The sequence below is a fragment of the Bradyrhizobium acaciae genome, from assembly GCF_020889785.1.
GTDB lineage: Bacteria > Pseudomonadota > Alphaproteobacteria > Rhizobiales > Xanthobacteraceae > Bradyrhizobium > Bradyrhizobium acaciae.
Genome location: NZ_JACMYK010000203.1, coordinates 1 through 10661, shown reverse-complemented (window position 1 = coordinate 10661; position 10661 = coordinate 1). Strand labels below are relative to the sequence as shown.

Below are 10661 nucleotides of genomic sequence, written 5' to 3'. Positions count from 1 at the left end.
GGCTTCTCGGCCAACAGCAGCGGCACAGGAGGAACCCTCAGCGTCGGCGACGGCACGCACATGGCCCAGATTGCGCTGCTTGGCCAGTACGCCGCCAACAGTTTCGTTGCGACTGGTGACGGTCATGGCGGAACGCTGATCACGGAGCCTGCCGCAGTTGCCATGCAGGCCCAACTGACGCAGCCGCATGCCTAGACCGTACTGATTGGCGATCGACCGGACGGAAAGGATCCTGGTGAGGGGTACGAGAGGCACAGCTTCGTAGCGTAAAGCGCAATCGGATCCTTACGCGGAGAAGCGGCCTCGTCTTGCCCGCCACCTTGCCGGCCGAATGTCCCAGCGGACATGTTCCTTGATGGCCTTTAGCGGTCATGCGACCGCTAAGCGGCATCTTCGGGGTGACGGTCAGATGTTGTGCGAATGCTACTGCGCGACCTTGCTGCTGCCTTGCGTAATCAGCCGCGCGGCGCGCTGGTCGCGGGTGTGGATCCAGAGCCAGTTCATCGCAACGGCAATCCGGTGGCGCACGCCGATCAGGAAGTAGATGTGGGCGAGACCCCAGATCCACCATGCCAGCGAACCGCGCAGCTTGAGCCAGCCGAAATCGATCACCGCCTTCTTCTTGCCGATCTGGGCGAGGCTGCCGGCGTGCTTGTAGCGGAACGGCGGCAGGGTCTTGCCGTCGAGCCGGGCCTTGATCAATGCGGCGACGTAGCGCCCTTCCTGCTTGGCGGCCGGCGCGATGCCGGGCACCGGATTGCCGTCGGGGCCCTTGATCGTGATGGTGTCGCCGACGGCGAACACATCGGGATGGCCCGGCACGGTGAGATCCGGCTCGACCTGCAGCCGATGCGCGCGATCCGCCGGCGCGTTCAGCCACTCGGCGGCGCGCGAGGCGCGCACGCCGGCGGCCCAGACGATGGTGCGGGCCTCCAGCCGCTTGCCGCCGAACACCACGCCATCGGCCGAGCATTCGGTGACCGGCTCGCCCAGCATCACCTCGACGCCGATTTTCTCCAGCGACGCTTGCGCATAGGCCGAGAGATCGTCGGGGAAGCCGGCCAGCACACGCGGCCCGGCCTCGATCAGCACCACGCGGGCCTTGCGCGTGTCGATGTGACGGAAGTCCGGAGCCAGCGTATCCTTTGCGAGGTCGGCGATGGTGCCGGCCATCTCGACGCCGGTCGGACCGGCGCCGATGATGACGAAGGTGAGCAGCGCCGCGCGCTTGTCGGGATCGGTCTCGCGCTCGGCGCGCTCGAAGGCGACCAGGATGCGCCGCCGCAATGTGGTGGCGTCTTCCAGCGTCTTCAGGCCGGGTGCGAACGGCTCCCATTCGTCATGGCCGAAATAGGCGTGGCGTGCGCCGGTGGCGAGGATCAGCGTGTCGTAGGGAATGCTGCCGCCGTCGTCGAGCTCGACCAGCTTCGCCGCGGCGTCGACGCCGCAGACATTGGCGAACAGCGTCGTCACCTCGGGCCGGTCGCGCAGGAGATAGCGGATCGGCCAGGCGATCTCGCTGGTCGCAAGCGAAGCGGTCGCAACCTGGTAGAGCAGCGGCTGGAACAGATGGTGATTGCGGCGGTCGATCAGCGTGATCTCGACCGGCGCGCCCGCGAGACCGAAGGCGGCTTCTAGTCCGCCGAAGCCCGCACCGACGATCACCACGCGATGAGGTTTGGCCGGCGCTTGCGTCATCTGATGTCGCCCTCGGTTTCGAACGGCTTCGTCGTCTGATTATGTAATCATTCGCGGCCTCATTCCAACACGAAATGCCCGATCGCCCGATAGCAAAAGCCAATCGCCGCGCGTCTCACGCGTCCTGCGGTGCAGCCGCCGCGACCACCCGTCGTCGCATCGGCAGGAACAATCCCGCAACCGCGCCGGCGAACGACATCGTCGCCGCAAGGCTCATCGCCGCAGCGAACCCGTTGGTGAAATGTCCGGATGAATCGGCCGCGCCATTGGCGGAAAAGCTCGCCACCAGCGCCGCGATCCCGAACATCCCGCCGAGGAAGCGGCCCATGTTGAAGATGCCGGACGCCTTTCCCATTTCGCTGACCGCGACAGCGCTGAGCACCGCGTTCTGCGCGGCCGGCATCGCCATCGAGACGCCGACGCCGGCGAGCACCAGCGGCGTAACCAGCGCGGGGTAAGGCACTGTCGGGCTCACGATCTCGCTGATCCAGCCGAGACCGATCGCCTGCATCAGGAGGCCGGTCACGACAAGCGTGCGCTCGCCGAAGCGATTGACGACGGCGCCGGCGATCGGCGCTGTGACGAACAATGTCGCGGTCCACGGGATCAGGCGCAGCCCGGCGCCGAAGGCGTCGAAGCCGAGCGCGATCTGCAGGAACTGCGGCAGCAGGAACAACACGCCATACATCGCGGCATAGAACAGCACGCTCGCAACCATGCCCGATGCAAACGGCCTTGCCGTGAACAGCCGCATCGGCACCATCGGGCTTGGCGTACGCAGTTCCCACAGCACGAAGATCACCGCCAGCGCGACGCCGGCGATCAGCACTCCGGCGACTTCCGCGCTGGCCCATCCGACACTGTTGGCGCGCAGCAGGCCCCAGACCAGGGCGAGTGCCGCGAGCGCGACCAGCGACAGTCCGGTGATGTCGAGCGGCGCTTTTGGCCCAAAGCTTTCGCGCAGCCGCGCCATCACAAGCACAATCGCGATCAGGCCGATCGGCAAGTTGATCCAGAAGATCCAGCGCCAGCCGAGATGCTCGGTGATGAAGCCGCCGATTGCGGGGCCGATGATCAGCGCGCATCCGGTGATGCCGCTGAAGATGCCAAGCGCGCGGGCGCGCTCCTCGCGGCCGAACGCGCCGCTCAGGATCGCCATCGCCAGCGGCATCACCAGCGCCGCGCCTGCGCCCTGCAGGGCGCGGGCGGCGATCAATGCCGCGGCGTTGCCGGCCAGCGCACAGGCTGCGGATGCCACGACGAACAGGCCAATTCCGGCCGCGAACATTCTGCGCCGCCCAAAACGGTCGCCGAGCGCAGCACCTGTCAGCAACAGCACCGCGAAGGTCAGGTTGAAGGCGTTGACGGTCCATTGCAGCGTCTCCACCCGGCTACCGAAATCGGCGCGGATGGTGGCGAAGGCCGTGGTCATGATCATGGCGTCCAGCGCCGTCATGAAGGATGCCAGCGCGGTGAGGCCGAGCACCCAGCGCTGCTCGGCGCCCTGTTCAGGGGTCTGCATGGTCGTTCTCCGTTGACGTGCCGCAGGCTGCAGCGCTTCGCAGGCAAGACGAGCCGGGACGGGCAAAGGATGCGGCCCGAAAATATTTTTGCCGGACCGCATCCTTTGGCCGTCCGCAAACGTCCTTGGGGTTGACGCGGCCGGTTCGGGCCGCAGAACCAGGCCAAGGAGCTTGCGATGAGACGGACCCTGATCAGGTACAAGACCAAACCGGAGCTGGCGGAGAAGAACGCCGCGCTGGTTGCGGCGGTGTTTGCCGAGCTGAAGGCGGCGAGCCCGGATGGCGTGCGCTACATGACCCTGCGGCTGGAGGACGACACTTTCATCCACATGGTCGAGACCGCGGCCGACGACGGCTCGAGCCCGATCCCGAAGCTCGCCGCGTTCCAGGCCTTCCAGGACGGCATCCGGGATCGTTGCGCCGAGCCGCCGCTGGTTCGCAGTGCGGTGATTGTCGGGAATTATCGTATGCTGGATGAGCCGTGAACCGAGCGAACCGGCGAGCCTTGAACCGATCTGGCGGAGCCATCATGACGTCATCACCCCAAGCGCCGGCCGCGGCCGAGGTCGAGGCGCTGCTGGCGGCGATGCGGCCAAGGCTGCATCGCTACTGCGCCCGCATGGTCGGATCTGTGATCGACGGCGAGGATGTGCTGCAGGACGCGCTGATCAAGGCGATGCAAGCCTTCGCGTCCGCGGCCCCGATCCAGAACCCGGAAGCCTGGCTGTTTCGGATCGCGCACAACACCGCGCTCGATTTCCTCAGGCGGCGCAACCGCCAGGACGCGCTCCACTCTTCGGAGGAGGTGGACATGATGGCTGAAGAGCTCGATGATTTCAGCCGTCGCGAGATCGCGGCAAGCAGCTTGCGCACCTTCATGCGCCTGCCGGTGGCGCAGCGCTCCAGCGTGATCCTGATGGATGTGCTCGGCTGCTCGTTGCAGGAGGTCTGCGGCATCATGGATTTCAGCCTGCCGGCGGTGAAGGCCGCGCTGCATCGCGGACGCACGCAATTGCGCGCGTTCGCCAGCGAGCCCGATGATGCGCCGCGGCCGGGCCTGTCGCCGGCCGATCGCACCAGGTTGAACGCCTATGTCAGCCGCTTCAACGCCCGCGATTTCGATGCCATCCGCGCCATGATCGCCGATGACATCAGGCTGGAGCTCGTCAACCGGACGCGGCTGAACGGCAAGGCCGAGGTGTCACGCTACTTCGGCAACTATGCGAAGATCGACGACTGGCATTTGGTGGCCGGGCAGGTCGAGGGACGTCCCGCGATCCTGGTGTTCGATCCGAACGCCCTGGACGCGCCGCCGCGCTCGTTCATGCTGCTCGACTGGTCGGCCGACATGGTTGCGACGATCAGGGATTTCCGCCACGCGCCCTATGCAATCGACGGCGCTGAGTGGGTGGTGGATCAGGGGTAGACGGACCGGGCGCGGTGCTCAACAGGTGGAGCACCAATTGCGCCACAGACTCGGTGTCGTCCCGGCGTTCGCGTGCAGGTTCAGTTCCATGACACCAGGCGCTCCCTGACAAAGGCCACGCCTCGTTCTACACCGATTCCATCCAACCAATCAGCAGGGACCATACACTTTCGCAGGGACGACGATGCTGAGACAACTCGGCTACCGCGTCTTGCCGCCGAATTCGCCGCTGGCAATCCGCGCCATGCGGCTGCCGGCTGCGGCCGATGCGCTGTTTCGTTCAAACATGCCCTCGCCGCCGTTCTCGCGCGGCAATGGCGACGCTTCATCGACATGGCCGCGGCCCGGCCAGAACATCAGGACCAGGTTCATCACGCCGTTGACGGCCGTGCCGACCACGGTTGTGGTGTGCTGATAGGTCAGCGCATATTCGGGAAATCGTCCGGCAATTGCCCTGTCGAGCACCATGAGGGCGATCCATGCCGCCATCACGCAGACCGGATCCCATCCGATGTCGCGCACCCGCATCGACTGCAGAATGAAGCAGATGACGAGCATGCCATAGAAGGCAAAGATCAACGCCGGGCTGCTCGATGCCTGCGCCAGCAGCACGTCCGTCCTGCCGCTCGCCGGCGCATTGCCGGTGATGCCGTAGACCAGCATCATAAAGCCGATGCCCGTCACGAAGGTGCAGAAGAAAAAGGCCAACCGGCCCATCCGGGCATTGAAGCCGAAGATGTAATTCAGCATGTGACGCACCCCTTTGGCGGCAACCTCGCCCGGCGATGCTTTCCGGACCGTGAAGCCCGCCATCACGAGCCGGCCTGTGGTTTCCGCCTGCTTTACCGGATCGTTAAAGCCCGCTGCAGTGCAGGCGCGGGTCGTCGGAGGGAGGGGGGCAGGCCTGCGACAATCGTTGCCCACGCAACCGGCATTATATTTCTTGCCATGGTCAATTTGGACGAATTATGATGCAAGGTGCTGGGTATGCGCCGAAGGTTCTAATCGAGGGCCGTCGGTTCGTGCTTGCTGCACACTTGCGATATCGCGCACAAAATACGTCACAGAACGACGCGCGCAAAGCGTGGCCCCGGGCCTCGATTAGGCCTGGCGGGATATTTGGTTGAGGAGGGGAGTGAATATGAAAAAGGCATTTTGGCTGGCAGGCGCCATGGCTCTGGCGCTCGCGCAGCCCGCGACGGCGGCTGACAGCGTCAAGATCGGCTTTGTCTCGACCTTCAGCGGTCCGACCGCCGTGATCGGCAACGATATGCGCAATTCGTTCGAGCTCGCGCTCGACCATCTCGGCCGCAAGATCGACGGCAAGCCGGTCGAGGTGATCTACGAGGACGACCAGCAGAAGCCCGACGTCGGCAAGCAGAAGACCGAGAAGCTGGTGCAGTCCGATAAGGTCGACTTCATCGTCGGCTACATCTGGTCGAACGTGCTGCTGGCGTCGCTGAAGACCGCGGTCGATTCGAAGACCTTCCTGATCTCGGCCAATGCCGGTCCGTCGCAGCTCGCCGGCGAATTGTGCTCGCCTTACGTGTTCTCGACCTCCTGGCAGAACGACCAGACACCCGCCGCGATGGGCCTCTATATGAACCAGAAGGGCGTCAAGTCGGTATTCCTGATCGGACCGAACTACGCCGCCGGCAAGGACATGCTCGCGGGTGTGAAGAGCACCTTCAAGGGCGAGGTGGTCGGCGAGGAATACACGGTGTGGCCGAGCCAGCTCGACTTCTCCGCCGAGCTGACCAAGGCGCGCAACTCCAAGGCGGAGTCGATCTTCGTGTTCTATCCCGGCGCGGCCGGCGTCCAGTTCCTGAACCAGTACGCCCAGGCCGGCATCAAGGCGCAGATCCCGCTCTACACCGCCTTCACCGTCGACGAATTGTCACTGCCGCTGCAGAAGGACAACGCGATCGGCATTCCCGGCGCGCAAGAATGGGTCAACGACCTGCCGAACGCCGAGAACAAGAAGTTCGTCGAGGACTACCGCAAGAAGTATCCCGGCCTGCGCCCGACCTATTACGGCGCCCAGGCCTATGACGCCGCCCAGCTGATCAACAGCGCCGTCGTCGCTGTCAAGGGCGATCTCACCAAGAAGGACGCGATGAAGGCGGAGATGGAGAAGGCCAACTTCAAGTCGCTGCGCGGCCCGTTCAAGTATGGCAACAACCACATTCCAATCCAGAACTTCTATCTGCAGGACGTGGTCAAGGACGCCGACGGCCAGCTCTCGCTGAAGACGGTCGCGACCATCGTCAAGGACGACCAGGACAAATTCCACGACAAGTGTTCGATGAAGTGATCTTTTGCGCCGTCTTGGCGCGCGGCTTGCTTCTCTTCACCTCGCCCCGCTTGCGGGGAGAGGTCGATTGCGAAGCAATCGGGTGAGGGGGACTCTCCGCGAATCAGCTCGTGGAGATAGCCCCTCACCCCAACCCTCTCCCCGCAACAGCGGGGCGAGGGAGAACACGCAGCGTGCAATGCGTCTGTGTGCGCCCATCCCCGCTTCGCTCAAGGTGACGTAGCCTCACGATGTATCTCGTCGTCGAACAACTGCTGAACGGCCTGCAATTCGGCCTGCTGCTGTTTCTGCTGGCGGCCGGACTGACCCTGGTCTTCGGCATCATGGATTTCGTCAATCTGGCGCACGGCTCGCTCTACATGATGGGCGCCTATTTCGCGGCGACCTTCGTCGCCTGGACCGGCAGTTTTGTTCTGGGCGCGCTGATAGCGCTCGGCGCCACGTTGCTGCTCGGCATCGCGCTCGAATATGTCGCGCTCAGGCATCTCTATGGCCGCGACCATCTCGATCAGGTGCTGGCGACGTTCGGCCTGATCCTGTTCTTCAACGACGCCGTCCGCCTGATCTGGGGTCCGGCCGGTCTCGCGCTGCCGCTGCCGGCCTGGCTCACCGTGCCGGTGCAGATCATTCCCGGCGTGTATTATCCGGCCTACCGGCTGATGATCATCGCGGTCGCACTGGCGGTTGCTGCGATGCTTTATCTGGTCGTGATGCGCACCCGCATCGGCATGCTGATCCGCGCCGGCGCCTCCAACCGCGAGATGATCGGGGCGCTCGGCATCAACATCAAGCTGCTGTTCACGCTGGTGTTCGGCCTCGGCGCGGCGCTCGCCGGTCTCGCCGGGCTGATGCAGGCGCCGATCCTCACCGTGCAGATCGGCATGGGCGAGAACATCCTGATCCTGGCCTTCGTCATCATCGTGATCGGCGGCATCGGCTCGATCCGCGGCGCGTTCATGGCCGCGATCTTCGTCGGCATCATCGACACGATGGGGCGCGCCTTCCTGCCTGACCTGTTGCGCAAGGTGCTGAGCGGGGCGGCGGCCTCGACCGCGGCGCCGGCGCTGTCCTCGATGCTGATCTATCTCCTGATGGCCATCATCCTTGTGCTGCGGCCCGAGGGGCTGTTCCCGGCGGCCAAACGATGATGCCCAAGCTCAACGCCTCCAATGCGGTCGCGGCGCTGATGTGCGCCGCGCTCATTCTGCTGCCGGTCTACTCGGCCGCCACCGGCAACATCTTCATCCTCACGCTGTTCACCCGCATCACGATCTATGCGCTCGCCGCCGCGAGCCTCAATCTGATCATGGGCTATGGCGGCATGATGAGCTTTGGCCATGCCGCCTATCTCGGCATCGGCGGCTATGCCGTCGGCATCCTCGCCGCCGAGGGCATCGGCTCCGGCTTCATCCAGTGGCCGGTGGCGCTCGTGGTGTCGGCGCTGTTTGCGCTGTTGATCGGCGCGCTGAGCCTGCGCACCCGCGGCGTCTATTTCATCATGATAACGCTGGCCTTTGCGCAGATGGCCTATTACGTCGCCTCCGCGCTGTCGCGCTACGGCGGCGACGACGGTCTGACCGTCTATAAGCGCAGCGATTTTGCCGGCCTGATCAACCTGTCGGATCGCAACCAGTTCTATTATCTCTGCCTGGCCTGCCTGTTCGGCGGCCTCTATCTGATCTGGCGCATCGTCAATTCGCGTTTCGGCCTCGTGGTGCAGGGCGTCCGCTCCAACGAGCAGCGCATGCAGGCGATCGGCTTCCATGCCAACCGTTACCGCCTGGTCTGTTTCGTCATTGCCGGCACGATCTGCGGCCTGGCCGGCGCGCTGCTTGCCAACAACACCGATTTCGTCAGCCCCGCGGTGATGTACTGGACTCGCTCCGGCGACCTGATGGTGATGGTGATCCTGGGCGGCATGGGATCGCTGTTCGGACCTGTCGTCGGCGCCATCGTCTATCTGCTGCTCGAGGAGCTGCTGTCGCAGTTCACCGAGTTCTCGGGACTGATCCTCGGCCCGGTACTGCTGTTGATCGTGCTGTTCGCGCGCGGCGGCATCATGGGCCTGCTCGGGAGGATGAGCCGTGGCTGATCCCTTGCTGCGCGTCGACAGCCTGGTCCGTCGCTACGGCGGCATCACCGCGACCGACAACCTCTCGATGGAGGTCATACCGGGCGAGCTGCACGCCATCATCGGCCCCAACGGCGCCGGCAAGACCACGCTGATCAGCCAGTTGACCGGGCAGGTGATGCCGAATTCCGGCACCATCTACTTCGCCGGCCGCGACGTTACCAGCCTGCCGTCCTACACGCGCTCCAGGCTGGGGCTGGCGCGCTCGTTCCAGATCACCTCGCTGCTCAAGGACTTTTCCGCGATCGACAATGTGGCGCTGGCGGCGCAGGCGCATGACGGCCACTCCTTCCGCTTCTGGGGCAATGCGCGCAAGGAGCGGCATCTGCGCGACACCGCACGCGCAGCGCTGGAGCGCGTCGGCCTCGGTCAGCGCGCCGATATCGTGGTCTCGCAGTTGAGCCATGGCGAGCAGCGCGAGCTCGAGCTCGCGGTCGCGCTTGCGACCAAGCCGCAGTTGTTGCTGTTGGACGAGCCGATGGCCGGGCTCGGCGTCACCGAGTCGGCGCGGATGGTCGCGCTGCTGAAGGAGCTGCGCAAGGAAGTCACCATCGTGCTGGTCGAGCACGACATGGAGGCGGTGTTCGCGCTGGCCGACCGCATCACGGTGCTGGTCTATGGCCGCGTCATCGCCTGCGACGTGCCCGACGCCATCCGCAAGCACGAAGAGGTCAAGCGCGCCTATCTCGGCGAGCAGCATGCGGTGACGCGCCATGACTGAATCAAAAGCCGCTGAAACGTTGCTCGAAGTCGATGGGATCGAGACCTGCTACGGCTTGAGCCAGGTGCTGTTCGGCCTGTCGCTCAAGATCAAGTCGGGCGAGATGGTCGCGCTGATGGGTCGCAACGGCATGGGCAAGACCACAACCATCCGCTCCATCATGGGCCTGACGCCGGCGCGCGCGGGCGCCATTCGTTTCGCCGGCGAGGCAGTGCGCGGCCTGCCGTCCTACAAGATCGCCAAGCTCGGCATCGGCCTGGTGCCGGAAGGACGCCAGATCTTTCCGAACCTCACCGTGCGCGAAAACCTCGTTGCCGCCTCAGGAAATCGGCTCGGCGTTCCCGATCCGTGGACGATCGACAATATCCATGCGCTGTTTCCGCGGCTCGCCGAGCGCACCGGCAATATGGGCGTCACGCTGTCCGGCGGCGAGCAGCAGATGCTCGCGATCGGCCGCGCGCTGATGACCAACCCGAAGCTTCTGATCCTCGATGAGGCCACCGAAGGCCTCGCGCCGTTGATCCGCGACGAGATCTGGAGCTGCCTGTCGATGCTGAAGGGACGCGGGCAATCGGTGCTGGTGATCGACAAGAACGTCGGCAACCTCGCCCGCATCGCCGACCGTCACTACATCATCGAGCGCGGCAAGACGGTGTGGAGCGGCACCAGCGAGCAGCTGATCGCCGAGCCGGATCTACAGCACAAGTATCTGGGGATTTGAGGCTGGACGCGGCTCTCTCCAACGTCGTCCCGGCGAAGGCCGGGACCCATAACCCAAATGCTGCTTGTTGCGCGATGTTGGAACGACGTTCCCGTTCACAATATCCGCCGCGGCGTATGGGTCCCGG

11 protein-coding genes are annotated in these 10661 nt (G+C 64.7%); 8 read left to right on the top strand and 3 right to left on the bottom strand.

Going from position 1 to position 10661, the window contains the following annotated elements:
* Positions 1-195: hypothetical protein (locus H8A92_RS37745; protein WP_229200320.1), on the top strand; the 195-nt coding region annotated here is incomplete at its 5' end.
* A 228-nt stretch (positions 196-423) separates the two neighbouring features.
* Here H8A92_RS37745 and H8A92_RS37740 read toward each other — a convergent pair.
* Both H8A92_RS37740 and H8A92_RS37735 read right to left on the bottom strand, forming a co-directional pair.
* Positions 424-1698 (bottom strand): NAD(P)/FAD-dependent oxidoreductase, encoded by a 1275-nt coding sequence (locus H8A92_RS37740; RefSeq protein ID WP_229200319.1) that lies wholly within the window; start codon positions 1696-1698, stop codon positions 424-426.
* A 115-nt stretch (positions 1699-1813) separates the two neighbouring features.
* On the bottom strand, positions 1814-3220 hold the full coding sequence (locus tag H8A92_RS37735) for a DHA2 family efflux MFS transporter permease subunit (RefSeq protein WP_229200317.1): 1407 nt from the start codon (positions 3218-3220) through the stop codon (positions 1814-1816).
* A 177-nt stretch (positions 3221-3397) separates the two neighbouring features.
* On the opposite strand from H8A92_RS37735, the gene H8A92_RS37730 reads away from it, so the two are divergent.
* Both H8A92_RS37730 and H8A92_RS37725 read left to right on the top strand, forming a co-directional pair.
* On the top strand, positions 3398-3706 hold the full coding sequence (locus tag H8A92_RS37730; RefSeq protein WP_095731156.1) for a hypothetical protein: 309 nt from the start codon (positions 3398-3400) through the stop codon (positions 3704-3706).
* A 44-nt stretch (positions 3707-3750) separates the two neighbouring features.
* On the top strand, positions 3751-4647 hold the full coding sequence (locus tag H8A92_RS37725) for a sigma-70 family RNA polymerase sigma factor (protein WP_229200316.1): 897 nt from the start codon (positions 3751-3753) through the stop codon (positions 4645-4647).
* A gap of 201 nt (positions 4648-4848) precedes the next feature.
* Here H8A92_RS37725 and H8A92_RS37720 read toward each other — a convergent pair whose 3' ends face one another.
* On the bottom strand, positions 4849-5397 hold the full coding sequence (locus H8A92_RS37720; protein ID WP_229200315.1) for a hypothetical protein: 549 nt from the start codon (positions 5395-5397) through the stop codon (positions 4849-4851).
* Positions 5398-5788: 391 nt separating this feature from the next.
* Here H8A92_RS37720 and H8A92_RS37715 point away from each other — a divergent pair, with 391 nt between their 5' ends.
* From H8A92_RS37715 to H8A92_RS37695, 5 genes are all read left to right on the top strand, one after another.
* Positions 5789-6961, top strand: a complete 1173-nt coding sequence (locus H8A92_RS37715) for an ABC transporter substrate-binding protein (RefSeq protein WP_050426229.1) — start codon at positions 5789-5791, stop codon at positions 6959-6961.
* 230 nt (positions 6962-7191) lie between these two features.
* Positions 7192-8109 carry a branched-chain amino acid ABC transporter permease gene (locus H8A92_RS37710; RefSeq protein WP_229200314.1) on the top strand — a complete coding sequence of 306 codons (918 nt, stop codon included), beginning with the start codon at positions 7192-7194 and terminating at the stop codon, positions 8107-8109.
* Complete coding sequence (locus H8A92_RS37705) at positions 8106-9053, top strand: branched-chain amino acid ABC transporter permease (protein ID WP_229200313.1); 948 nt, start codon at positions 8106-8108, stop codon at positions 9051-9053. Before H8A92_RS37710 ends, H8A92_RS37705 begins: the two co-directional genes overlap by 4 nt.
* Complete coding sequence (locus H8A92_RS37700; RefSeq protein ID WP_229200312.1) at positions 9046-9813, top strand: ABC transporter ATP-binding protein; 768 nt, start codon at positions 9046-9048, stop codon at positions 9811-9813. Before H8A92_RS37705 ends, H8A92_RS37700 begins: the two co-directional genes overlap by 8 nt.
* Positions 9806-10534, top strand: a complete 729-nt coding sequence (locus H8A92_RS37695) for an ABC transporter ATP-binding protein (protein WP_229200311.1) — start codon at positions 9806-9808, stop codon at positions 10532-10534. Before H8A92_RS37700 ends, H8A92_RS37695 begins: the two co-directional genes overlap by 8 nt.
* Positions 10535-10661: the final 127 nt, after the last annotated feature.

Excerpts from the sequence above, each read along its gene's own strand:
- H8A92_RS37710 (WP_229200314.1), top strand. The coding sequence starts at position 7,192 with ATGTATCTCGTCGTCGAACAACTGCTGAACGGCCTGCAATTCGGCCTG.
- H8A92_RS37720 (WP_229200315.1), bottom strand. The coding sequence starts at position 5,397 with ATGCTGAATTACATCTTCGGCTTCAATGCCCGGATGGGCCGGTTGGCC.
- H8A92_RS37740 (WP_229200319.1), bottom strand. The coding sequence starts at position 1,698 with ATGACGCAAGCGCCGGCCAAACCTCATCGCGTGGTGATCGTCGGTGCG.
- H8A92_RS37705 (WP_229200313.1), top strand. The coding sequence starts at position 8,106 with ATGATGCCCAAGCTCAACGCCTCCAATGCGGTCGCGGCGCTGATGTGC.
- H8A92_RS37715 (WP_050426229.1), top strand. The coding sequence starts at position 5,789 with ATGAAAAAGGCATTTTGGCTGGCAGGCGCCATGGCTCTGGCGCTCGCG.
- H8A92_RS37725 (WP_229200316.1), top strand. The coding sequence starts at position 3,751 with ATGACGTCATCACCCCAAGCGCCGGCCGCGGCCGAGGTCGAGGCGCTG.
- H8A92_RS37695 (WP_229200311.1), top strand. The coding sequence starts at position 9,806 with ATGACTGAATCAAAAGCCGCTGAAACGTTGCTCGAAGTCGATGGGATC.
- H8A92_RS37730 (WP_095731156.1), top strand. The coding sequence starts at position 3,398 with ATGAGACGGACCCTGATCAGGTACAAGACCAAACCGGAGCTGGCGGAG.
- H8A92_RS37735 (WP_229200317.1), bottom strand. The coding sequence starts at position 3,220 with ATGCAGACCCCTGAACAGGGCGCCGAGCAGCGCTGGGTGCTCGGCCTC.